Source organism: Paenibacillus brevis, from assembly GCF_018919145.1.
GTDB classification, from domain to species: Bacteria; Bacillota; Bacilli; order Paenibacillales; family Paenibacillaceae; genus Fontibacillus; species Fontibacillus brevis.
Genome location: NZ_JAHLQJ010000007.1, coordinates 129816 through 154745 on the forward strand (window position 1 = coordinate 129816; position 24930 = coordinate 154745).

The 24930-nt window shown below is 45.4% G+C and carries 23 protein-coding genes; 5 read left to right on the forward strand and 18 right to left on the reverse strand.

Annotated elements, in window-relative coordinates; all coding sequences use genetic code 11:
* The first annotated feature begins 375 nt into the window (after positions 1–375).
* A complete protein-coding gene (locus KQJ23_RS09930; RefSeq protein ID WP_346779376.1) occupies positions 376–1338 on the forward strand; it encodes a tyrosine-type recombinase/integrase in 963 nt (320 codons plus the stop codon).
* On the forward strand, positions 1335–2306 hold the full coding sequence (locus KQJ23_RS09935; protein ID WP_216478672.1) for a tyrosine-type recombinase/integrase: 972 nt from the start codon (positions 1335–1337) through the stop codon (positions 2304–2306). Before KQJ23_RS09930 ends, KQJ23_RS09935 begins: the two co-directional genes overlap by 4 nt.
* Positions 2307–2471: 165 nt before the next feature.
* On the opposite strand, the gene KQJ23_RS09940 is transcribed toward KQJ23_RS09935, so the two are convergent.
* From KQJ23_RS09940 to KQJ23_RS10005, 14 genes are all read right to left on the reverse strand, one after another.
* Positions 2472–3707 (reverse strand): methyl-accepting chemotaxis protein, encoded by a 1236-nt coding sequence (locus tag KQJ23_RS09940; protein ID WP_249529644.1) that lies wholly within the window; start codon positions 3705–3707, stop codon positions 2472–2474.
* Positions 3708–3811: 104 nt separating this feature from the next.
* On the reverse strand, positions 3812–4753 hold the full coding sequence (locus KQJ23_RS09945) for an SDR family NAD(P)-dependent oxidoreductase (protein ID WP_216478674.1): 942 nt from the start codon (positions 4751–4753) through the stop codon (positions 3812–3814).
* A 24-nt stretch (positions 4754–4777) separates the two neighbouring features.
* Positions 4778–5413 (reverse strand): NAD(P)-dependent oxidoreductase, encoded by a 636-nt coding sequence (locus KQJ23_RS09950; RefSeq protein WP_216478675.1) that lies wholly within the window; start codon positions 5411–5413, stop codon positions 4778–4780.
* Positions 5414–5501: 88 nt separating this feature from the next.
* The gene (locus KQJ23_RS09955) at positions 5502–7007 is read right to left on the reverse strand and encodes an MDR family MFS transporter (protein ID WP_216478676.1); all 1506 of its coding nucleotides are present in this window, start codon (positions 7005–7007) and stop codon (positions 5502–5504) included.
* A gap of 78 nt (positions 7008–7085) precedes the next feature.
* Positions 7086–7733, reverse strand: a complete 648-nt coding sequence (locus KQJ23_RS09960; RefSeq protein WP_216478677.1) for a TetR/AcrR family transcriptional regulator — start codon at positions 7731–7733, stop codon at positions 7086–7088.
* Positions 7734–8018: 285 nt separating this feature from the next.
* Positions 8019–11072: an efflux RND transporter permease subunit gene (locus KQJ23_RS09965; RefSeq protein ID WP_216478678.1), complete on the reverse strand. Its 3054-nt coding sequence runs from the start codon at positions 11070–11072 to the stop codon at positions 8019–8021.
* A 53-nt stretch (positions 11073–11125) separates the two neighbouring features.
* Positions 11126–12499, reverse strand: a complete 1374-nt coding sequence (locus tag KQJ23_RS24105) for a sensor histidine kinase (protein WP_216478679.1) — start codon at positions 12497–12499, stop codon at positions 11126–11128.
* The gene (locus KQJ23_RS09975; RefSeq protein WP_283571171.1) at positions 12492–13175 is read right to left on the reverse strand and encodes a response regulator transcription factor; all 684 of its coding nucleotides are present in this window, start codon (positions 13173–13175) and stop codon (positions 12492–12494) included. The genes KQJ23_RS24105 and KQJ23_RS09975 overlap by 8 nt, the downstream gene beginning before the upstream one ends.
* 47 nt (positions 13176–13222) lie before the next feature.
* Positions 13223–14368 (reverse strand): metallophosphoesterase, encoded by a 1146-nt coding sequence (locus KQJ23_RS09980; protein ID WP_216478680.1) that lies wholly within the window; start codon positions 14366–14368, stop codon positions 13223–13225.
* Between the two features lie 103 nt (positions 14369–14471).
* Positions 14472–14879, reverse strand: coding sequence for a MarR family winged helix-turn-helix transcriptional regulator (locus KQJ23_RS23720; protein WP_216478681.1), 408 nt, complete (start codon positions 14877–14879; stop codon positions 14472–14474).
* Positions 14880–15148: 269 nt separating this feature from the next.
* Complete coding sequence (locus tag KQJ23_RS09990; RefSeq protein WP_216478816.1) at positions 15149–16264, reverse strand: metallophosphoesterase; 1116 nt, start codon at positions 16262–16264, stop codon at positions 15149–15151.
* A 153-nt stretch (positions 16265–16417) separates the two neighbouring features.
* Entirely contained in the window at positions 16418–16651 is a 234-nt protein-coding gene (locus KQJ23_RS09995) for a ferredoxin (RefSeq protein ID WP_216478682.1), read from the reverse strand.
* 25 nt (positions 16652–16676) lie between these two features.
* Positions 16677–17675 carry an NAD(P)/FAD-dependent oxidoreductase gene (locus tag KQJ23_RS10000; protein WP_216478683.1) on the reverse strand — a complete coding sequence of 333 codons (999 nt, stop codon included), beginning with the start codon at positions 17673–17675 and terminating at the stop codon, positions 16677–16679.
* A gap of 38 nt (positions 17676–17713) precedes the next feature.
* Positions 17714–18334: a hypothetical protein gene (locus KQJ23_RS10005; protein ID WP_216478684.1), complete on the reverse strand. Its 621-nt coding sequence runs from the start codon at positions 18332–18334 to the stop codon at positions 17714–17716.
* 353 nt (positions 18335–18687) lie between these two features.
* Between KQJ23_RS10005 and KQJ23_RS23940 the strand changes: the two genes are divergently transcribed.
* On the forward strand, positions 18688–18813 hold the full coding sequence (locus KQJ23_RS23940) for a hypothetical protein (protein ID WP_283571172.1): 126 nt from the start codon (positions 18688–18690) through the stop codon (positions 18811–18813).
* Between the two features lie 104 nt (positions 18814–18917).
* On the opposite strand, the gene KQJ23_RS10010 is transcribed toward KQJ23_RS23940, so the two are convergent.
* The 4 genes from KQJ23_RS10010 to KQJ23_RS10025 all read right to left on the reverse strand — a co-directional run bounded on the left by KQJ23_RS10010 (position 18918) and on the right by KQJ23_RS10025 (position 23062).
* Positions 18918–19940 carry a tyrosine-type recombinase/integrase gene (locus KQJ23_RS10010; protein WP_216478685.1) on the reverse strand — a complete coding sequence of 341 codons (1023 nt, stop codon included), beginning with the start codon at positions 19938–19940 and terminating at the stop codon, positions 18918–18920.
* Between the two features lie 261 nt (positions 19941–20201).
* Positions 20202–22073, reverse strand: a complete 1872-nt coding sequence (locus KQJ23_RS24110) for a C40 family peptidase (protein WP_216478686.1) — start codon at positions 22071–22073, stop codon at positions 20202–20204.
* 19 nt (positions 22074–22092) lie between these two features.
* A complete protein-coding gene (locus tag KQJ23_RS10020; protein ID WP_216478687.1) occupies positions 22093–22500 on the reverse strand; it encodes a DUF6075 family protein in 408 nt (135 codons plus the stop codon).
* 139 nt (positions 22501–22639) lie between these two features.
* Positions 22640–23062 (reverse strand): RNA polymerase sigma factor, encoded by a 423-nt coding sequence (locus KQJ23_RS10025; protein WP_216478688.1) that lies wholly within the window; start codon positions 23060–23062, stop codon positions 22640–22642.
* A 764-nt stretch (positions 23063–23826) separates the two neighbouring features.
* On the opposite strand from KQJ23_RS10025, the gene KQJ23_RS10030 reads away from it, so the two are divergent.
* Both KQJ23_RS10030 and KQJ23_RS10035 read left to right on the forward strand, forming a co-directional pair.
* Entirely contained in the window at positions 23827–24366 is a 540-nt protein-coding gene (locus KQJ23_RS10030; protein ID WP_216478689.1) for an RNA polymerase sigma factor, read from the forward strand.
* A gap of 219 nt (positions 24367–24585) precedes the next feature.
* Positions 24586–24924 carry a helix-turn-helix domain-containing protein gene (locus tag KQJ23_RS10035; RefSeq protein ID WP_216478690.1) on the forward strand — a complete coding sequence of 113 codons (339 nt, stop codon included), beginning with the start codon at positions 24586–24588 and terminating at the stop codon, positions 24922–24924.
* The last annotated feature ends 6 nt before the right edge of the window (positions 24925–24930 follow it).

Here is a 24930-nt window from a genome sequence, read left to right on the forward strand (position 1 = left end):
TCACCTAACGTTCTTGTATCCACGAACTCTCACCGGTTTAAGCGCGTAGCGCGGGTCGTCAGACTTAGCCGGTGCAGGGTATCTGCTGAATTCTTCACTTCTTTGCAAATACTCCTGCGTGCCAGGGGAGTTAACCCCGTGCGTGAATATGTTGTTATACGAGCCATTCAGCGAAACATCAGACCCTTAAAATTCGCAAAAACCCTTATGTATCAAGGGATTCCGGCGATTTTGGAGGAACATGAATATCCTTCAAATAACTCGTTTTTTCGTGCAAGTTATACGAAAGTGTATAACTGATTGTTATACGAATCCCGCTCCCCTCCTTCGCATATCCGCTTTGGTTCGCATAACTCCATAAGGAGGAAATGCGAAGTGCCGAACAATGAAAGCTTCAAATTAAACTCAGATTGGAACGCTACAATACAGTTGTTTCTTCAAGATTGCAAAGTTAGAAACTTCAGCAAGGAAAGCATCACCCGCTATCGGAAAGGCTTAGAAAAACTCAGCCAGCATCTCATCACATTACAACTGCAATTATGTGATCTCTCTCCCACGGTCTTCAAAAAACAAGTGCTGCCCAGCCTGCTAGACGAGGGTCTCGCCTTACGTACTATTAATTGTAACCTGCACATCTACAAGTCCTTTGCTCAACTTTTGTATGAGGAAGGTCGGATGACCGAGCCTTTCGCAGCAGAAGTCAGGCTGTTTAAACTACAACCATCAGTTGCTCATACGTTTACCAACGAGCATTTATACTCGTTGCTTACACTGCCTGATCGTACAACGTTTACTGGATTGCGCAACTACGTGATGATGCTAACACTTCTCGATACCGGCATTCGATTGAAAGAATTGGCCAATCTGCAAGTCACAGATGTTTTACTGGATGAGGGTTCCCTGCGGGTTAACCATGGAAAAGGAAGGAAGTCACGTTTAGTTCCGATTGAACGAATTGCTGCGGATGAATTAAAACGTTATTTGCTGGAACGCGGCACACTAAATCATAATTTTCTTTGGGTCACCTTGGATAATAAGCCCTTTTTGCCTGGCGGTATTCGCACGATGATTGCCCGCTACTGCCAATCTGCCAAAATTAAGGGCATTCAATGCTCCTGCCATACCTTTCGACATACGTTTGCCAAGAAATACTTATTAAATGGCGGCGACGTTTTCACGCTTAAGAGCATAATGGGGCACGCGCATATCGAGACAACCGAAATGTATGTCGAATTGTTTGCCAGCGACTTGCAAGCCCAACATGAGAAGTTCAGTCCTATCGAACATTTAGCCGAAGCTCTTAACCTGCTGTCAGAAAGTGAGGTGAATGGCAAATGAATGTTCGTCGCCGACAAAACAAACTAGAACACACAGAAAATCCAAGCCAAACCAAACAACAACTCAGTTTTGAGGATCTGCTTCATTCTTTTATTCTCGATTGCAAGGCCAAAAACCTTTCACCGCTAACACTTCGTTTCTATCAAGATAGCGCCAAGCAGATGAAAGCAGCCTTTCTGGCGCAGCAGGTAACGTTTGATATCTATACGGTATCGATCCGCGAAATCAAGAATCATTTTATTGCCTATCTATTTGACCAAGGTAGGTCGGACAATACGGTTAACGGACGAATCAAGGCCATAAAGCAGTTCTTCAAGTACTTATTTGAAGAAGGTTGGCTGACAGAGAACATCGCAAATGATCTCCATGTGGTCAAGGCCAAGAAGCTGATGATTCAAACGTTTACGAAAGAACAAGTGGTCTCCATCTTCGAGCAACCGGATAAAAAAACATTTACTGGATATCGGGATTTTACCATGATGATGGTGCTACTTGAAACGGGGATGCGAATCAGTGAGCTATGTAATTTGAAGACAGGTGACATCTTCTTCAAAGAGTTGGAGATTCGAATTATAAAGGGAAAAGGCGGACGAGCACGCAGAGTGCCGTTCCAACAAACCTGCGGGAAAATAATTCGCAAATACTTGGACGTACGAGGCGACCTAGAGTGCGATGCCTTGTTCGTCAACATGGATAACGAACAAATCAGTACAAGAGCCTTGCAGGACAAAATGCAAGCTTATGGTTCCGCGGCGGACATTTCAGGCGTCAGAGTCTCCCCGCATACGTTCCGACATACGATGGCGAAATTTTATATCTTGAACGGTGGAGATCCTTTTACGCTTAGACGAATCTTGGGGCACGCTTCACTTAAAATGGTGGATTATTATGTGGAGTTATTTAGTAGCGATATCAAGCAGCAACATAAGAAGTTTAGCCCTGTTGAGAATATGAAACGAATTCTATGAATATTAAAAGGGGCACCGAATGTGCCCCTTTCAAGCTCTCCTGAAATGTCGCGACAGCATTTTTTTATGTATTTATTGCGACACCGCATTAATTTAGTCTAATACATTGAAAGTAATTACCGGATAGAACTTTTCTTGATCTGCAAACTCGATGGGACTTATTTTCTACTGATGAGAAAACTTAAATCTACTAATCTCATTCCTTAAATTACTTGCCGTTTTACTAAGAATTATGGCGGATGATGCAACTTCCTCATTTGAGGAAGACTGTTTTTCCATTGATGCAGACACTATCTGTATAGTAGATGACGTTTGTTCGGCTATTGTAGCAATCTCCTCAATGATACCTATGGTTTGATTTGTCTTCCTGCTGACAACTAGCATTGCTTTTTTAACATCTTCTGATTGATGGGTAATGTTATGCACGTAATTAACTATGTCATTAAATGCCTCTCCTGTTTTATTAACCGTTTTTCTTCCCACTTCAACTATTTCTGTTCCTATGTTAATAGATTGAACTGTTTTATAGGTTTGACTTAAAATTTCATCAACTAATTTTCTTATTTCCCCACCTGCCCTAGCAGATTCCTCAGCAAGTTTTCTTACTTCTTCAGCAACTACAGCAAAACCTCTTCCATGTTCTCCTGCTCTAGCCGCTTCAATTGTTGCATTTAATGCAAGTAAATTTGTTTGCTCGGCTATACTGGTTATTAATGTGACAATATTGCTAATTTCGTTTGATTTATTGCCAAGTGAATTTACAAGCCTGGATGAATCCTCAACAGATTCTTGAATTAGATTCATTTTCCGTATTGTTTCATCAATAAGCTGTAACCCCGTATCCGCTTTAACACTTGTTTCATTTGATAATTTTGTAACAGCTTGAATAGATCCATCTACATTATCCATTTCAGCCTCTACTAGTTTTGAGAAATCTAATAATTCTATTGATTTTAGAGATTGTAATTCTGATCCCGCTACAATTTCTTGCATCGCTGTTGAGATTTTTGTAACTGAAGAACTACTTTGTTCAGCACTTATTTTAAATTCTTCTGCATATGTCGAAACATCTATTGCTACGTTATTGGTCTTCGTAACAACATCATTAAAATTGTTAATCATGATATTAAAGGAACTGGATAAATTTCCAATTTCGTCTTTGGCACCAACCTCAGTTACGACAGTTAAATCTCCGCTAGCTGCAATATTAGTTGCATTTAACACTTTTTTAAGTCGATTGATGATAACGAATTCTGTAACTAAAAATATCACCACTGTTGAAACCAACAGGTTTACTGATGTGTTTATAATGATACCAATACTGAATTCACCAATTAAATAACTTATCACTGCTGAAATAGGTAAACAAATTAACATACTTAAAACGATGACGAAAATCATCTTTGCCCTCAGACTTCTCCGTCTAAAAGTGACCCTCCAGGATTCCATACTGAATCTCCCATTCTTCTAAAATTCAACCTTCCCTTATTGCTTGAAAAAAACTATTAGCTTTCAATGGATAAAATCGTCTCACTTGGGCTTAAGTGCACAAGTTCTGCACTTTCACTCCAAAGTTTACTCGCTGCCAGCCTATCATATGAAGGTATAGATGATTTGGTTTCTTTACCGCGGTCATAATACTTCCCAGTAGTCTGCTCATATTTACTTTCTGTAATCATATCAGCTAATGCTTTTCCGGATTTTATCGAGTTGCTGCCTCTTCTTAATATCCATGCTATTGTGGTCATCAAGCTGCCCATCACTATTTTTATAATTGGATTTACGTTGGGAGAAAAAAAGTTCGTATCCGTCATCAAACCAGGATTAAAAGCGTTCACCGTAATCTGCTTATCTGTTTCAACTGCAAGTCGTTTTGCCATCTCATAAGTACACAATATGTTACAAAGTTTGGAGGTAGCATATTGTTCCATTGATCCATTCTTACTATTATTAGGATACGCCAAGGAGCTTGCATCTGTGAAGGTAGGAGTATCGTACGGAAAAAATCTTTCGGGATCATGAGTATCACTGCTAACAAATACAACGCGCCCGTTATCAACCATTTGCTTCAGCATTAAGTTCGCCAGTAAATAATGACCTAGATGATTAACGCCGAATGCGGATTCGAAACCGTCTTTTGTAGGCTTTTCAGGATCATGATGTATTCCTGCATTACATACGAGACCAAAAAGAGGGGGAAATTTTCCTTCGAGAAAAATATTAGTAAAATTGCGTATGGATTCTATCGAGGCTAAATCCAACTTAAGCGTATAAATATTAGGATTTCCAGTTTCAATTCGTAGATTAACAACGGCATGATTTGCTTTATTTGGATTTCTGCTTGCAATCACTACAGTGTAGTTTTGGTTATTCAAAGCAACATTCTTTGCGCACTGATATCCAAGACCAGAATTACCACCAGTTATGATTACAGTTCTTTTTTCCATTTCAATCCCTCCTGTTCTTTTTTCTCAGTCGGTAATAACGGCATTACGGCGAATCCACTTGTCATCATGCGCTGCTTTATGGATGAAGTCCGCAACATCAGCACGGTTTATCCTGGGAGCCCCCTTCATCTTGATCCGATCACTTACACGGTAAATACCCTTAGCTGGTCCGTTCATTAACGCAGTAGGATAGACGATTGTCCATTTCAAACCACTTTCACGAATTATTTTTTCCGATGCTTCTTTGTTAATGTAGAGATCACGCAATAGAGTTCTATACATAAATTTTTGAACAATCGTTGCGTCGAGGAATGTGTCACCAACCCCAAACGATGATAACCACACTAAACGAGTTACGCCAGTTAGCTTAGCTGCACCGATTACGCCCTTGGCTGCGCGTGTAAATAAGTCCTTGGCTCGAATGGATTTCCCTCTGCCAAGCGTTACAATAACTGCATCCTGCCCCTTCATGGCCCTCACCAAGACACCATGCGAAGTTGCATCACCAGTAATAATTGTAACCTTCCCTTGCAAGTCTCTTAATGCTTCTGGCCGACGGGCGAGAATTGTAATCGTGTCACCTGACTTTAGAGCGCGGTCCACGACATGCTGACCGGAAGGTCCGGTCGCACCAATAATGAGTAGCTTCAACTTTATCACCTAATTCCGATAATGTTTTTGTTAACAAACCTTACTCCTAAGAACAACTCCTGTGTAAGGAGTTGTCCTTAGAATGTTCTCCACCAAATTAGTGGCCCATCATCGCATTAGCATTTGCATTATCCGATTCGGAACCTTCACCACTGTCTTGATCATCTAGTTGCGGCTTTGGCTTACGGAGAATAAGTCCGAGCAAAGCACCTGCGCAAGCAATACCCGCGGCGAGCAGGAAGGTGTCACCATATGCGGCCACAGCGGAACCAATCGGATCGGTTCCCCCGGACTCCTTCATATGATCTCTCACCTGTGAAGTCAGATAGCCAGTCAAGCCTGCTACAGCGAAGGAGACCATGACTTGCTGAGCTGCTGTTGTCAACGGAGTCACGCGGCTGACAAGTTTTTTAGGTGCGGATTGAAGGACATGGGTGTTGACGGACATCATCGATAAGCCCATACCTGCTCCGACCATGCCCAAGCAAGTCATGATGTATACCAAGCCGGTATCCGGAGTAATTTGCGATAGCATCACAAGGGCTATTGTTATAAGTCCTAGCCCCGTCACAGCTAGCGGCCGTGCCCCGACTTTGTCGTACAACCTGCCGCCGATCGGCATCATGATGGCCGTGGCAAGAGCCTGCGGCAGCATGACCAAGCCCGTTTTCAACGGTCCGAAGCCTTGGACAGTCTGATAGAACAACGGAATGAGCACCATGACGCCGAATAATGCGATTTGTGACAACCATGCGATCAGAATCCCTCGGGTGAAATCGGAAGAGCGGAATACCCGAAGCTCCAGAAGTGGTTCCTTCTGCCTCAGCTCAACGATGATGAACAATAGCAGCGCAACACCACCGATAGACAATCCAGTTATCGTTTGCATAGAGCTCCAATCGTGCGATCCTTCGCCGACACCAAATGCCAGCATGGCAAATGCGACAGGCGCAAGAATTATTCCCAGGAAATCCAGCTTTGGAACGGCTTTGCGTTCAGTGTTCGGCAAATAACGGATGCCTACAAGTATAGCTATGATCCCTATAGGCAAATTAATTAGAAATATCCATTGCCAGGTCGCATATTCCACAAGCCAACCGGACAAGATCGGGCCGATGGCGGGAGCCAGCAGCATTGGAACGCCGAGCATTCCCATTACTGCGCCCCTATTTCCCTCCGGTGCAAGTCTGAATATAGTAGCAAATCCGATTGGAGCGACCATACCGCCGCCAAGACCTTGAATGACTCGGAAAATAACCAATTGCTCCGGGGAAGCAGCCATTGAACAAAGTGCAGAGCCTAGAGTAAAAAAGGCGATGGTGATCAGGAAAATACGTTTGGCCCCAAACCTGTCCGTCATCCAGCCCGCTAAAGGTATGACAGCCGACAAAGCAAGGGTATATCCGGTAATTGCCCACTGCATGGTGGAGACATCCGTGTTGAAATATTCTACCAGCCCTGGTAAAGCGACATTGACCGCCGTTGTATCGAGGATAACCATAAACATTCCCAGCACGACTGCCATCAGCGGGCCGATGAGTGATTTAATTGATACGCCTTGTTCCACTCCGGCAGAAGCGGAAGTTGATTTCTTATTGCTCATTTGGATGGTTCCTTTCTTGTTTTATAACTAACTGGTTAGTTAATTGACGGTAAAGAGGAGCATTTGCTCCAGACTGATTTAAAGCCGGCCTGGATGCTCCACTTTGAACTGTTTCTTTATCGTGCTGACATAATTATTGCGAAAATCCTCCATAAAGGATTGTCGGAAGGTCTGATCGTCCATTCCTGAATATTCTGTCCATTTCTCTCCAACAGTATGATACAACAGGACGGGCGCAAATCCGAAGAAAAAGATATTCATCTTTAATCGGTTCAGCGTCTCCGAATCCATGCCTGCCTTCTCCGCCAGCATGTTCAAATGGGGAATGGTCGAGTCGATAATACGGAAGAATTCGCGGGTAAACTCATCGTTTTTGAACGCTTCGATGGCAATAATTCGCAGGAACGACTTTCGTCTCTCGAACATCCCCATCATATGTTCTCCGATCCTTTCAGCAAGAACGGGCTCACCTTGTGACAATGATTCCATAAATGCCTGCTTCTCCTGGGCCATTTCTTCGAAATGCTTATCCGTTAAAGCCCGAAGTAGCTGTTCTTTACTCTGGAAGTAATAATACAGCATACCTTTATTGAGACCCGCCCTCTTGGCGATTTCGTCGACTCTTGCTCCGTCGAAACCTTTTTCGGCGAATACGGCCTCCGCGGCGTCGAGAATTTTCTGCTGGCTGGCTTGAGCGTCCCGCTCTTGAGCTTTGGGTTTCGGCATTGGTTCACCTCCTTAACGAAGAAAGATTAATTAACTAACTGTATAGTTAATAGTATAGTCGTGTAAGATGGAGTTGTCAATGGCCCCCCCAGGTCGTTATCACGTACAAAGTGAATAATAGCTTACGAATCGTTGTGATATGGTCATGAGTCCACTTACCCTGCCCAGATACTATATGTAGTGTTGTGCATTCTTAACCATAAAATAATTTGTAATTCAATGATTGTCCATGGATCATAGGCGGCGGTACACTTCACTACTCAAAGTGTACCGCCTTATTTATCCCTAAGCTGCTATGAACTCTTCTGCCTTGACTGTTCGCTTCTTCCAAGCCATCTCATAGATGACCGGTACGACGATTAGAGTCAGTATCGTCGAGGAGAATAATCCACCGATGACCGTGATCGCGAGACCGGAAGAGATCAGGCTTGTCGATGAGCCGGACAACGCCAGCGGCAAGAGCGCAAGCATCGTCGCGAATGCAGTCATGAGAATCGGACGAAGACGTGTTTTGGACGCTTCGACGATCGCTTCGGTAACCGACATTCCCGACTTGCGGTTCTTCTCGACCCTATCGAGCAGCACGATCGCATTCGTGACAACAATGCCGACGAGCATCAGCATGCCAATCATTCCGCTCATGGATAGCGCCTCTCCCATGATGAGCAAAGCGCTTAGCGAGCCGACAGGAATGAAGATTAGGGAACTCAAGATGATAAGCGGCGTTCGGAGCCCGCTGAACGTCATATTCATGACAAGGAAGACGAGCGCGATAGCAGATGCCATCGCGATGCCGATGCTCGCGAAGCCTTCATTTAACATATCCTGCCCGCCGCCGACGGACAATTCTACACCACCCGGCAGTGACAAGCTCTCGATATCCTTTTTGACCTGTTGGGTCAAAGAAGATATTGATTCAGCGTTTTTAGCGGTGCCGCTTACCATGGCATACATGTTCCCGTCCTCGTGGTTGATATTGACCCAAGCTTCTCGCTCGGCGAGATCCGCAATATCCCCCAGCTTCATTAAGCCTGCCGCGGTCGGAATCTGAAGATTCTCCAATTCCTCTCTTGAAGTGATCGGTTGCAAGTAAGACAACGTAATCTCTTGATCCTTATTATCGATTGAATAGTTGCCAGTATTCACTGGTCGCAATTGTTCGCCAACAAGTTGCATGATGAGAAACGGGCTTACGTTGGCTTCAATACCTCTTTGATTAAGCGTAAGCACCCACTTCGGCGTAACATTGCTCATATTGTTGGTCACATTCTTTAGATCGCCGTTTTGCTTCATCAAATCCTCGACTTGCTTGGCCGCTTCGGCCAGCTTGTCTGCATCTTCGGCATAGATGCTCACGTCAATGCTATCGCCGGATGGTGGCCCTTCCTGCTGCCCCTCTTTCACGTTAACCGTCGTCCCAGCGACCTCAGCGGTTACGATAGCCGGCAATTCGGCGTTTAATTTATCAAGCGTCTGGTTGAGATCCGCAGTGTCACTGAACTGAACCGTTAGAGTCGCTTTGTTATGGCCTCCTGAAGAGTTGAACGGGTTATTGCCGGATCCTCCTACCGTTATCTCGTAGTTATTCACGCCAGGCATGCTCTTTAAATATTGTTCCACCTTGCCGCCGACTTCATTAGTCTGGCCAATACTGCTTTTCGATGGCAATGAAATTTCGATGGTAGCCGACGGCGTAGAACCCGGCGGGAGGAATGTAAAACCAAGCAATGGAATGAGGCTTAACGACCCGACCAGTAACAGAACCGCTGTCCCGATGACCAGACCTTTTCGTTTCAGCGCTCCTCGAATGATCTTCTCAAATCTGTCTGCCATCTTACCGCCTTCCTTGTGCGGCTTGACGTTCTTAAAGAACCTGCTTCCGAGCACCGGAATGAGCATCATCGACACAAGCAGCGAAGCGAGGATCGATACGACGACAGCAACCGAAAACGGCCGGAAAAACTCGCCGAGGATTCCACTGACGAAAGCGATCGGCGCAAATACAACCACCGTTGCGATTGTGGACGAGGTGACCGCCCCGATTACTTCTTTTGTGGCTTTATAGGCCAATTCCTTTCCCTTAGCCTCATTGCTTTTCTCTTGTCGCCAACGGTAGATATTCTCAATTACTACGATACTGTCATCAACAATGCGTCCGATCGATACTGCAATCCCGCCGAGCGTCATCATATTGAGTGTATAACCCATTTGATCAAGTAAGGCGATGGTTGCAAAGATCGAGATCGGCAAGGAAATGATCGAGATGAGCGTCGCCCTAATATTCCTTAGGAATAAGAAGATGACGATGACGCAAAATAGGATCCCATACAAACCTTCTTGAATAAGCTTGGATACCGACTCTTCGACCTCTTGCCCTTGATCCATAACGACATGTAGGTTAATTTCACCTTGTTCCTCATATGGAGCAAGCGCTGCCTTGATTTCATTCGCGACCTCCGCCGTGTTTGCCTCCTGGGTCTTGACCACATGCAAGATGTAGCTTGGCTCGCCGTTATAGCGTGAGATCTCATTCTGCTCTGACACCATCTTGATCTCGGCGATTTCCTTCAGCAGGGTAACGTCAGTATTAACTGCTCCTACTGCCGTACCTAGTCTCAGTTCTTCGATTTGCTGCAGGGAGTCAACCTTGCCGCTTAAGGTAATTGGAATTGTCGTCTCATCCTGCGCAACATTGCCGAGAGGCAGGGCATAATGGAGCGATTGCAATGCAGTTCGTATCGTGTTTAAGGATATACCTCTCTGAGTTGCTTTTTCCTTATCCACCACGATATTCAGCTTCTCTGTACTCATCCCTTTGATCTCGACTGAATGGATGCCGTCCAGCTTCGTCAAGGCCGGAACGATCTCCTCTTGCAGCTTGGCTGCGAGCGCTAGCGAATCGTGCTTGTCCGATACGACTGCAGCTTGGTAGATCGGCCCGCTGTTCGCCGACAATCGTTGTACGGTTACATTCGCACTGTCGGGCAGATCCGTTTTGGAAATAACCGCTTCGACATCGCTAAACATTTGATCCATATCCGTTCCGAACGGGAACAGCATAAAGATATTGCCGGCATTATCCGCGGACGTACTAGTAAGCGAGTCATAACCCTTGATACTCATTAGGACATCTTCTACCGGATTCACAATGTCGCTCTCGATTTCTTCCGTCGAAGCGCCTGGTTGTACTACTTGAACAAACACGGCCGGGAAATCCACATCTGGGAAATTTTCTTGCTTAATTTGAGTTGCGGAGTAAAAGCCGTAACCCAGCACCAGAAGGCAAAGGACGACGACTGCAACCCCGTTTTTCAAACTTAATTTTATCAATCCGTTCACACTACATCTCTCCTCTCACCGTCTGAGATGTAGTATAGAACTGAATTTTGTACTCACTGTGTACTCGAACGATCTTGGGGCAAAATAATTTTCACTGTCGTCCCGACGCCCTCTTCGCTCGTCACTTGGATATCGCCACTATGCAAGTCGACAATCCGTTTCACCACAGATAATCCTATTCCGTTGCCTGGTATCGAACGGTTTCTGGACTTATCCACTTTGTAGAAGGGTTTGAAAATATAACTGATTTCCTCACTAGGAATGCCTTGCCCGCTGTCCGCGATTGAAATCTCGATATGATGTTGACGGACAGCCGTGTATACCTGTACACTTCCCCTTTCACCCGTGAATTTAATGGCATTGCCAATCAAATTTGTCCACAGCTGATTCAGCTTATCTTCATCCGCCGATATGAACAATTCATCCGAGAGCAGCTCGATTTCAATTTTCTTTGCGGACCATTGCGGTTCCAAGACAATCAAGACATTGCGAAGCTGTTCATCGAGGCGGTAAGCGGAGATTTCCAGCTTAGAATGCTCGCTCTCCAGCGAAGAAAGCTGGAGAAGATCAGCAGTTAGGCGTGACAGCCGGTTGCTCTCCTCTTCAATTATCGTAAGCAATCGTAATCTGCCGGCATCGTCCAGCTTCTTCTGTTTGAGAGCGTGTGTAAAGCCTATGATTGATTGGAGCGGTGTCTGCATTTCGTGGGAAACGTCGGACACGAATTGCCGACGCAGCTGATCGAGTGCACCCAATTCCTGTGCCATCCGATTAAAGCTTTGTGTCAATTGGCCTATCTCGTCAACGCTTTTGGTTTGCAGCCGGATGCTGAAGTCACCTCTCCCCATCCGCCTAGTCGCATGGGTCAATCGCTTTATTGGCTTGACGATGAAGATCGCAGAAACCATGATAAGTAGGCTGCCGAGGCACAAAACAATAAGCACCTCTGTTCGTAATAAAATGGCTATCACGTAAATAAATTCATCCGCATTCGGAGTGAGAAATAAGGCATATGGCTTCCCTTCAATCATAAAGGGTAGCCCAACCTTTGCATTTTTAAATTCTTCTTCCTGCTCACTGCGATAGACACCGCCACCCAGCACCGTTTTAAGTTGCTCTGAGCTAACATGGAGTTTATCGTATAATGTGTGCACTGTCTCGTGCAACGGCTTGCCTTCTGGGTCGAACAAGCGAATAGAATAGTTTGGAAGAGCGCGCATCCCTTGAATGAGAACGTCCCGATTGTCAGGGGAGGATTTTCTGTAGGAATCGATGATTGTCTTGCCGCTTGAAATCAGAGTCTCCTCAAAAATTTTTGTCACTTGGTCGTTGTACAGTTGGATTGTAATGAGGAACCCTACGATCAAACTGACCAGAACCGCGGCAAAAAAGGTTAGAACTAATCGGACATAAAGCGATTTAATCACGGTAGACCTCCAGCCGGTATCCGAGTCCGCGCAACGTCACGATTCGAAAATCCTGTTCGTAATCGGTGAAGCGTTCCCTCAGTCGCTTGATATGGGTATCGACGTTTCGTTCATCACCTTCGTAATCGAACCCCCATATATGTTGAATTAACGTATCGCGTGTATAGAGTTTGCCAGGATGGCTTGCCAACGTAAAGAGCAGCTCGAATTCCTTAAGCGGGATCGATTCGCTGAATCCTGAGTCACGGTATCGTACCTGATAACTTGTCTTATCCAGTGTTACACTGCCGAGCCTGATGGCCTGCGATATCGAGATTCGATATCGCTTAAGCAGAGCCTTTACCCTCATCACAAGCTCCAATGGTTCAAATGGTTTCACTAGATAGTCGTCGCTACCGAGCTGAAATCCTTTAATCCGGTCTACCGGCTCACCCTTAGCCGTAATCATGAGCAAAGGCTTGTCTCCTGCATTACGTAGGCGTCGGCAGAGCTCCCATCCATCCATCCTCGGCATCATGATATCCAAGACGATGAGGTCAACTGGATGACTTTGATAGTATCTCCAGGCTTCGTCCCCGTTTGTCTTCTCCACGACCTCAAGCCCTTCATCCTCCAAATACATGCGAATTAGCTCTCGAATGTGAGCATCGTCATCAACCACCATAACTGTCGTCAATTTCTTGTCCCCCTCGTAGAAGCTAACCAACGAAACCCAAATTCAATTTATCGAATGTTAATACTTACAATTTCATTATTGGATCCAACCCGCATTGGCATTCCCCAAGTCCCTGCACCAGATGTAACGATAACATGTGGACTGGCCACATTCTTTTGATAATGTCCGTAGTCTACCTCAAACACAGCGTTTGTTATTAAATTTCCCGGGAATATTTGTCCCCTATGTGTATGTCCGGCAAGCACCAAATCAACTTCTTCGCCATATTGATTGAGATTGCTAGGCGTATGATCCATTACGACAATGGGCATATTCGTATCTAACGATGCTATAGTTTCTGTAACATCATTTCGTTTCAATTCACCATAACCGCCAATTGGTGAAGGGTCTAAGCGTCCGAATAGAACTAGTCTCTCATCAATAATGACATAATCATCATTAAGAAGCTTGATTTGGCTTCGCTCCATGAAATCAATCATTTGGTCGAACGTTTTCCCACCATCGTGATTTCCAAGACTGCCATAAACACCGTATGTCGCTTTAATGCTTTTAAACAAATCGATGGCTTCCTCTGGCTTTCGAATAGCCTGGTAATCGTCATTAAAAAGATCTCCAGCTATACAAACCAGATCAGGTTCAAGATTATTGATGTCGTTCACTATTTGTTCAAGACGCTTTTCGGAATTCACGGCTCCTAAATGCAAATCGCTAATTAAGACGATTTTCATACTAACCGGCAAAGTTGATTCTTTTGTCGGAATGTCGTAGGAAACATGTTTAATTTGATTGGCGTTATATATTCCATAACTAACAAAACCGACTGTTAACAAAATCGCGGCTAAGCTAGCATAAAAGCGGATGTTAGGTAAAGTAGGCGTCGGAATGATCTTCAAAATATTTCCGAGAAAGACAGCCAGATCGGCCAAAAGATAGAATAGTAATAGATAAATTAGAATCCCCATCCAATAAGCGCCTACCCAACTCATTATTTCCCTCACCATAGTCGGGAGCGGCACAAAAGCCAATATCAGCGACAAGGCGAAAAAACCGTAAATAACTGCATAGAGCGCGCCGTTTATGTGTGGAAACAAGAACTTGAGAAAATGGAACAATTTCCTCCCCACATAGAAACTCGATCCCCCATAAAAGGATAACATAATGCTTATGCCAATAATGATGCTTACTCTACTCATGAACTCCCTCTTTTCCTAATCCCCGTGTGAATAAAATTAAATTAATTCATTGAATTAACAATATTTTTGTACTTAATAAAACAAGCTGTTAAGACCCATGACCTTATTTTAAAATTTCAGTGAGGAGACGTATCAGCTGTTCCACCTCATCTTCTGAAAGTTTTTTCTTAATCCTTTCTTCTAATTTTTGATTTGCAATTTTAGATATCTTAAATACCTCTTGCCCCTTTTCCGTTAAGCTTAAATAATACAGGCGCCTATCATCAATGGATTGTTTCTTTATCACTAACCCTTTCTCAATCAGTTTATTTGCAGATGCTGTAACGGCAGGCTTAGATATATTCATCTTTTCCGCCAAATCTCCGTATGTTAAATTATCAAATTCTCCAATATTAATTATATATTGGAGAAGCGCATAGTTTACATCTGAAAAATCATGTTTTTTCATTTCTTCATGCTTTAACTGAACCATTTGCTTAATAAGCATCTGAAGTAATGTGGGTAATTCCACTTTAATTATCTCACCTTTCTCGAAATGTTAGTTCACTAAATTAATTATATATTTTAAAAATTGCTTTGTATACTAATATTTAAGGTAAGAACCAGAACTCCTAAAGAGCTTTTGAAAAACGGGGAGACTGTGGAATCGTTCAGGGAAGGGGACATGTTTCCAAATTAATGTTTCGAGGCGCGTATCAAGTACTGAAGCGTCATTTAAGAAGGGACGGAAAATGTATGGATGAACATTTCCGTCCCACTAAGGCAAGAGCCGGGTGCAATTTACACCCCGGGAGGGGAAGGTGCAAAGGTGATGGTAATGGACACAACCTCCGAACGGCTTCCGATGCGAATCGGCGGTCCCCAAAAGCCAAAGCCGGACGTTACGATGGAATGGAACGTTCCCTTCTGCAAATGTCCCCAATCGTTTTCATAGATGGCGCTTGTAATCAGATTGGCCGGGGCTATTTGACCGCGGTGCGTGTGACCGGAGACCATCAGGTCGACGCCGGCCTCAGCGGCAACATCAAGATCGTATGGTTGATGCTCCAGCAAAAAAACAGGCGAGGAATGATCCACTCCGTTCATTAGCACCGCAAACTCGGCGCGATCGTGATCAGTATGATCCATTCGGCCGATAATCGTAACGCCGTTCACCGACAACACTTCGTCATACAGCACCCTCATGCCGCTTTCTTCGAGCGTTTTAATTAAGGCGGGGGCGCCGCCTTTGTATTTGTCATGATTGCCGAGCGAAGCATACACCCCGTAGGTAGCGTTGACGCCGCGAATAATGGAACCGATCCCTTTGTTCGTATAAACATCGAGGTGGTTGTCGATAATATCGCCAGGATACAGCACGATATCGGGCTCAAGTGCATTGATCTGTTCGACCAGACGTTTGGCGTGGGCCGCGCCAGACAGATGGCCGAAGTGCATGTCCGCCGCCATGACAACATGAAGCCTATCGAGACCAGGTACGTGCTTGTCGATATGAATGTCGTAGTGCCTGACTGTCGGGCTGTAGGCATTGAAGGAACCGAACGCCATAAGCAGCATAAGCGCCACCAGCGTGAGCGAGCCGGCCCACTTCTGCGTTCGGTGTCTAGGCAGACGGGTTAGGCGCAGCAGCCACAGCGAAAGGTGAACAATCGGCAGCATCAGCAAGAGCAGTGAAAAGACGGCAATCCAATAAGAGCCGATAATGCTCATGACGGAAATGCCACCGAATAGTTGGCCGATGATAAACGATACGGCCAATACAATGACTATAGTGATGTAAGCAAGGCGGAAGCGTGCCGAAACGGCTGGTTTCATCCAACTCCAGCCGGACCAGCCGATGTAAAACACGAGCAGTGCGTAGACAATCAAAAATCCGATACCAACAAGCAATAGCATAAGTCGCTCCTTTATTTCGGTAAATTCAATCCAGTGTAGCACAGGAAAATCACCATCGCGTGTCTGGGCTAGCAATGGCCATCGTCATGCGACAGAGGCGGACACCGATCGGCATTTTACTAATAGTAGATCTGGTTTTTAAGGGCGGTGTCCTCATGCGAACGGAGATTCTTGTACACAAATCGAATCTGTTGGACAGCCGTCCCGAGCATCATACATATCTTCATGTAGATCTTTAGGGATTGGAGTTAGTCCTTGATTGCCATCATCTTCAAAGATAACTTCCGCAAGTCCTTCATCATCATAGTCGTACAGCTCTGGCGCCGTTGATCCACAGGCCCCACAGGCGATGCAAGTGTCTTTGTTAACCCAAGTATATAATTTCATATTCCCACCTCATTAGGATTAAATTTCAATTCGCCCCGATCTTCATATGGCTGCTGTGGCCGGGAGACAGCTTGGCATCAGGATTAATATAGACCATAGCATTGTTCACAGCGGTTGGCGCTTCTCCGAAACCAACCGTTATTAGCTTCAGCTTGCCTGGGTAAGTCGTAATGTCTCCTACCGCATATATACCAGGAACATTTGTTTGCATGCGAGAATTCACGATGATTGAACCATTGTCAAGTTCTATACCCCACTCTGTGATTGGCCCCAGTGCGGAAAGGTAACCGAAGCTTACAATAACTTCATCCACTTCAATTTCTTCAGTCGCTTTTGTCTTGCAGTGGGTAAGTACGACCTTCTTAATGGAAGTAGAACCAGTTAAGCCCGTGATTTCCCATGGCGTTTTCACCTCAACCCAAGCTTGCATGAGCTGGTCTACACTGTGCTCGTGTGCCCGGAACTTGTCCCGGCGATGCACGACCGTTACCGTTGCGGCAATCTCCTCCAACATAAGTGCCCAATCCACCGCTGAATCTCCGCCACCGTTGATTAATACCCTTTTGTTTTTAAAAAAATTAAGATCATGAATCGAGTAGTGCAGATTGGTTTCCTCGTATTTGCGAGCATCAGGCAGATCAATCCGCCTCGGCTGGAACGCTCCTATTCCGCCGGCAATGATAACCGTTCGGGCAAAGTGAGTGCCATTGTTGGTAATGACCTCAAAACACCGCTCTTCATGTTTGACTATATTCAGAACTTGGATGCCTAGATGGACGTCAATCGGAAATTGTTCCATTTGAACCTTCAGATTGTTAACAAGCTCTTGCGCGGTTATTTTAGAAAAACCTGCAATATCATAAATGTGTTTGTCCGGATAAAGGGCAGCCAGCTGCCCGCCAAGTTGGGGTAAGCTCTCGATTAATTTAACCGAAGCCTTGCGCATACCCGCATAGAAGCTAGCGAACATACCCGCTGGTCCGCCGCCAATGATGACCATGTCGGTGATGGAGTTCATACTCATAAGATCTCTCCTCAATCAACTTCTTTTTATTCCCTGTCTTAGATGAATGCCATTATAGCGACGAGTAACAGTAACATAGCAGCGAGTGTTAACCCAATGATTTTGATCCAACGCGGTGTTGAATAAGGCGTGGAATCCATGTTTCTTTTCCCTTCCATCTGCTTGCGCCAACCGTATTTAGTCATACCTTTCGGTTTGTACACTGACAAGACCGTAGCCATGATAACAATAAACACACTTCCGCTTGGGTGCGTAAGGTGAATTGGAGCCTTCAAAACAGCAATGTCTGCACTTGACAATATTCCTTGGGACGCTATGGATGCCGCATGGCTTAGTTCCTGTGTATAGGCTATCAACATAAATACTGCAAATAAAGTTAGCAAGAGCTTAATCAGTATCCAATAATGCCGGATCAACCCCCACTTCGTTCCTAGCGATAATGCAGCTCCTGTGAGTAGTGTTGCAAATGCTACGGGGACAACGATATAATTAGCAACTAATGACATAATCTGGATCGCAGATCTGATCATATCGGTATCTTGATTGTTAAGGACATAGGCAGCTATGGGGATATAAGCAGCTGCCGAGCCAAGCCAGATCATGGCCGTAATCACGTGTAGAGTGAGTACAAGCTTACGCAGAGATTGTGACATCGTCATGTGTTATCCTCCTGTCCCTTTATTGTTAAATAGTCCAGTTGTAATTTTGTTGCCATTAAATCTTCCTCCTGCTTTCAATCTTTTTTAAACTTAATCCATATACCGTCGTCCAGAATAAAACAATGACAAACCCATCCCTCTTTTCCAAACACCGCTTATCACCGCTGAAATAAATTATAAAATCTAATTTTGTACTCACTGTGTACTAAGCAAACTTTTAAGCAAAATTACTTTCATCTTTCAAATGCCTCTTCGCCTTAATTTGTACATCACTATTCTGTACCTTATCTATATGGAGAACCATCGTAGGCCCAAACCGATTTTGGACGTTACGACACATCTGGAAAAAGACAATGGAATTGATTGAATGGAAAAAAGCCAAATCAGACTGGTATGACCAAACGATCATCCGGGAAGAAGGATTTTTCGGAAACGTGATTACAGAAAATAACGCTCACACAAAAGAAGATGGATCGTAACAACTGTAACTAGCAGGAAAAGCAAGCAGGCCATATGTTCTATAGGTCCGCTTGCTTTTCCAAAGGGAGAATACAGCTTCACCTCCCTGAGTCAACATCCCTTTTCAATCCAATAATTTTTCCTTATATAATCGCCTCATAGGCGACGATTTCGTATGCTTGGATCGCATCTCCGGCCGCCATAAATTCACGTATTTCTTGACCATGTCCTGTGAGGAATGGCCCAAAATATCCTGCAAGCTGTATGGATCGCCATCATTCATAATATACAGCTTGGCAAAGGTATGCCGTAGGGTATGTGGACTGGAGCGCACGTCCTTGATTCCAGCCGCTTCCCCATACTTGCGAATAGCGGCTTGTACAGATCGTACCCCGAGCGAACGACCATCCAAGGTGATGAAAAAGTGCGATGACGGAACTTCTCCCCTTGCTTTGATATAACGAATTAGCAGCTTACGGACATCGTCACAAAATGGAATATCCCGCAGCTTCCTACTCTTCCCGATGACTCCAAGCAATTGACTCTCCTTCACATCGACCTGGTTCATTTTAAGCTTGGTCAGTTCTCCCACCCGCAGTCCACAATCTAAAATCAGGGACAGCATGACAAAATCACGGAAACCGGTGAAGGTCTGCTGGTCAGGTTGTTGCAGTAGTCCAATAACCTGCTCCTCTGAAAATGAAGCGATCGTTGGCCGATGTCCTTTGCGCAACTTCAAATGCTCAGCGGGATTATGCGCAATCCAACCTTCATCTGATAAGAACTGAAAAAATCGTTTTATGGCTTTGATTCGGTTATTGATCGTATTGAGTTTGTATCCCTTTTTTTCGACCATCACCATAATAAATTGATTTCGCAAGAAATCCGTTGAAACCTCATATACCTCGGCTTCTATCTCCTGCTCTTGCAAAATGCGCCGGTAGCAGGTCAAGCTGCTCCGTTCAAATTTCACCGTGTGCTCGCTTGAAGTTTCCGCGCGACGGGCTTGCAGGAACAGATTTATCGCCTCTTCCCAAGTTAAACGATATCCTGAATGCGAAAAGGATGCTGTATCGTAGAGTTCATTACTTCTCCGTTTAAACGTACTATCTGTTTTCTCGAACAAATTAACCACATTGCCTTTCATGTCTTTATGCCTCCGATCCAGTTAAAATAATTAGTCCGTAATCCCATTGCAACAATGCGTCTTTTACTCACACGGACTTGTCTCACCAAACAGAAAGCTTGGGTATAATCTGTATATAGCTTCCTCTGCCCCAAAATGTCCTCCTATTAATCCTTTCATTTCGAGACTCAAATCGGGTACCAGATTTGTTAAACGAAAACTCCACAGTACTTCGCTGTAAATCTCCCTTCACAATAATCTTGCATAATAAAGCCAGGTTCTTCACCCCTGAAAATATGGCCTGCCATACATCACTTGAAGCTCAACGTCAAATAAATTCCGGTAAACAACCTGCAAGCGACTGGAGGAAGCGTCAACGACCTTGCCGTTACCGGCATAAATGCCGACATGTGTAATATCCATAAAGCGTCCGTTTTGCTCGTAGCTCCAGAAGATCAAGTCGCCGGCCCTTAATTCATCAGCAGTTAGTGTCAATCCGTTGTCTACGATAAAGCGCGCCTGCTCTGCCGCCGTTCTTGGCAAGCCGACCTCTAACTGCTTATACACCCACTGAATGAGATAGCTGCAATCTGTGTAGTTGCCCTGTCCCGCCTTTAGTTGGCTATAGGGATCGCCCAGCCGGGTCAACGCCAGTTCAACGGCCTGGCTTCCAATCACCCCGGCTGGTAAGTCTGTTCGGATCGCTTCAAGTTCCCCCGATGACACACCTGTATGCTTGTCTATGCCGAGTAGCGCAAGCATCATGGGGCGAAATGCGGCTGACAACAATTCGTTCATGATATCGGTCTGTTCAGTATTGAAATCATAGAGAGCCGCTTGCTGCTCTGCCGTTCGGGCTGTAATAGACAGATATAAGACGCGTTCAAATTCGGTTACCTGTTGTTCATCTATACTTCCATCCTCCTGCTCAATGCCGACCATTTCCGTATGCTCCAGCGTCTCCACATACGAATCGAGCTGATTCATATCCCAATAGACCGTTTGCAGCATTTCGACCCGCCTGCTATCCATCGTTGCCACATCAAAGCCCGCCGTGGACATGGACGTTTTGACCGCAAAAACGGCCAATACCTCCGGCCAGTTGTCGATGCGACTGTTGTCCGCGCTGCCCGCGTAATGTATTTCTACGCGATCTACATCTCCAGCCGCCTGACGTTCCTGTAACAATCGAGCCTTAAAATGTTCATCCAGCTCCTCCACGATTAACGTTAGCTTCTGTGTACCGGGCTCTGTATTTTCATCTGCCACGAAGATGGCAAACGGTGAGGAGAGAAGCGCTGCGATGATCATGATGATGCACAGCAGAATAATAACGCTGCTACTGACACCAAGTAATGCAGCCACCCCCTTCACCAGCAGCACAGTGGCTCGGACGAGTATTTTCATCATTCGAATATTCATTTGGGTGACCGCTCGTGCCGCTTTTATGGAATACCGTGCCTGGATTGCGGTCTGGAGCATTCGCTTCTGCTGAGCTACTTGCTTATCTTCTTTACGAGCATGACCTGCCTCTACTGCGGTGTGATGAGCGGACTTGATCGTGCGAGCCACCATGTTCAGTGCTTTCCTTTGGCGAATCGTACCTTTCTGCTTCATCTTCCCCGCAAACGGAGAAGCCGCTGCCGCGGCCATCTTCCGCCGCGGAGCACATCCTCTCCCTTTTATGTTGTGGTCAGCTTTGATACTAGCTGGTGTATATCCAACCTTCTTTTTTTCGGCTGGTTGCCTTTCGGGCAGGTGTTGAACCACCGCTATTCCCGAAAAGAACGGCGATTTACGTCTGGCGATTCTTGGTTGCTCCCCGTTAACTGGCCCCCGCATCAATCTGATAGGCATGCTCGCCCGCGAATCTCGGTCGGCTTCTCGATAAGAATGATATACCTGATCGGAATGGAGCCATCGCTTTCGGACGGTGGTTGCAGCTACCATCGTTACGCGCATGCTGCTTCCTATTGCTCGCTGCAAATTCGCTTCATTGCGCTCCTGTATCTGCTCTGAGGAAGAAGGCGGGCGCTCCTGCTCCTTGTAACGGGCAGTATTATCTCTTCGTAGTACTCCTCTCTGGAGTACGCGAGCCTGCTTGTTGAACTGCTTGATCGACTTGACGATACGTTTGGTTTTTAGCCTATTCACTACTGATGCCCTCCCCTACCTACCGGCTACGTTCTGCTTTGAACTTAACGGGAGGGAGTTGAACCTTGCAGTATTCGGGATACCGAAGACGGATTGCTTCTACAAAGTATGGAGCAAAACCACAATCGAAAAGCTCGTGTGGAGTGGAATAACGTTCCGCTCCAGCCTGGCTCCAGCCATTCCAGAGATTAAATGCCAAACGGCAAGTACGGACAGAACTACCCGTTTGCCACGGGGCGGACAAGCCCTCCGGCTTAATCCCCCCGTTAGAAAAGTCGAATATGTCGTGAATGTGCCCGCGGGTATCCTTGGATATACCCAAAGTGTAAAACAATGCGCGATGGTAGCCGTCAGCGTTCCGACATTCATCCAGCATCCGATAGTAGAAAGCTTCGTGTTCGGAGTCTCGGAATAGAATGGGCTTCATGTGCATTCTCCTCTCAACATAATGGATAGAAGCATGAGACCAAAAAGAGCTTCTACTATCCGTTTCATTTTGGAGGCCAAATCGGGCACGCTACGCTCGTATTTCATGTTTAGATTTTGAATCATTCTATCTATATCATCTACTCCGATTTTAACAACCGTGCTAGCCGATTAAGTCCCCGTTCAATCGACTTACGAACGGTACTCTCATCAATTTGTTCCGACCGCGCTATCGCAACCTTGCTCATCCCCAACATATAGTGTGCATAAATGCGTTGCACCCACTTGTCCGGCAATTGACACAAGGCTTTGTACAATTCGTCACGGGAAGCCTTATGCAGCAGTAGTTCCTCTGGAGAAGCCGCATTGTGCAAAGCTTCTTGCTCAATGCCGTCCTCCCGATTCAGGGAGAAATAGGCGCGGTTTCGATATCGCTTTAAAATGTATGCGTTTTCATTTAATTCAAACTGTCTTAGCTCACGAGCCATCTCTTCTTCTACCTCCACCCAAATATCAGTTTGGTAGTAGGGATAGATTTCGCGCAGATTGATTTTGATCTTCATTATGTTCGCCTCCAGTTTGGTTTTTTTGAAAAACCAAACCGGCGGCGGGGAACGGCAGCCCCTGCTGCCTGCCCATCGCTTCCTTCGACATCCAAGCAAACAAAAAGAACCTCCAGCTTGAGAGGTTCCGGCTACAACATATTTCAGCCAGCGCATGGCCGACTGTCTCAAGAAAGCAGACTGCCCACTACCAGCAGCTAGATATTGACAAGAAATTATAAAATCATGCGTTCGAGGACTTCGCATATCTATCAGCTCCTGCCCGCAAGGCAGCACCGCCGTGATTGCTTGTCTCGAGTTGTCATGGCGCTAACCGAGATGCAAATGATGAATGATCGAAACCTCAAGCCTGTTGCCCCAGGTAAACGTTTTAGTCCTAAAGAACCATTGGGCTAAGCATCAAAATTAGGTTAAAATTCCCTTATATACGATATTGCTCTGTAGGCGCAAAATCACATAAAACGCCAAAAAAATGTTGATTCATGACGAAGGAATCAGAAATTCGACACCGTTTTTCCAGAAGTTTTCACTAGCAGAGGTCTATCTTCTCGGGATGAACAAAGCCTTTGGAACCTGTTCGAAAAACGGAGGGGATTACTAAAAGAACAGCGGCGGGAAGACTTCATGGGTCTGCTTGCTGTTTGTATAAATAGCTGTTTATAAAAGGGGGGATTTGATAAAAGGAAGAATTCGTTGACGTTGCCAGTCGCTCCGGTCCATTCATCGTTGTCTGTGTACCTGAATTTAAAAGGAGGACGCGTTTGATGAAACTAAGGAGTAATGAAATGTTTTTCGTGGATGTGTTTCGCAGGTATTTCACCCGTGTTTTGAACTACTGCAAGAGGCTAATGAGGGGACCGGCTGTCGAGATGGCCGAGGAATGTGCACAGAACACCTTTGTACAGGTGCAAGAGAATATCACGGCCTTGAAGGCTCACCCCAATCTTGCAGGATGGTTGTTTACGACCGCGCGGAATCAAGTGAACGCCTTTTACCGGAAATTCTATCGACGACGAAAGCACGAAATTGCGATCTGCGACAGCATAGCCAATCAATTGACGGCTAACAGTTATGAATTGTACGAGGTTTTGATCGCCACATTGGACATGGACAAAATGGTTCGTCATGTCTTGAATCAACTCAGCCACTCAGAAACGGCATTTTATGTCGATTACTTTAAAAATCGACTTTCCATACAAGTGCTCAGTAAAAAATACAACCTTTCGAAAACGGCTGTTACGACACGCATCTATCGCTTGCGAAAGAAAATCAAGCAAGCGGCTCGCCAAGCTCTCTTTGGTTAAGCGCTTGAATACTTGATTCTAATATAAAAGGGGAGGAGCTTGGATCCAGCCCCACCGTTCCTCCCCTTTGAGATTTCACCATGCTTCGAACAGACTGTCACCAGCCACTAACCTCTATCCATTTAAACTATAATTGTTTGTATCATCTATAGTTATAAGACTCTCCCGCCCTCTCGATCTGTAGTCTAAACTCTTAAGTGAGAGAGGTTGTGGTTGAATATGGCTACATTTACGCAAATCGTAGGAGCCAAAATTCGCCTGCACCGGATGGCTCACCATTTGACACAGGAGCAGCTTGGCGAACGCATTGGCATGGCAGGCAGCTATCTGGCTCAAGTAGAACGCGGCGAAATTAATGTCAAATTGCTTACGATTGAAAAAATTGCTTCCGGTTTACATATGTCTGTCCATGACCTGTTTGGTGATCAAGCAGGTAGCCTGCAAGAAAATCCCTTGATATGGGAGAGCGTCCTGCTGCTTTTGCAGCAGGACGAAGCCCGTCAGCGGCAGGCCCACCGTATTTTGAAGGCGTTGCTGACAGAGGAGGACAGCCATTAAGCACAA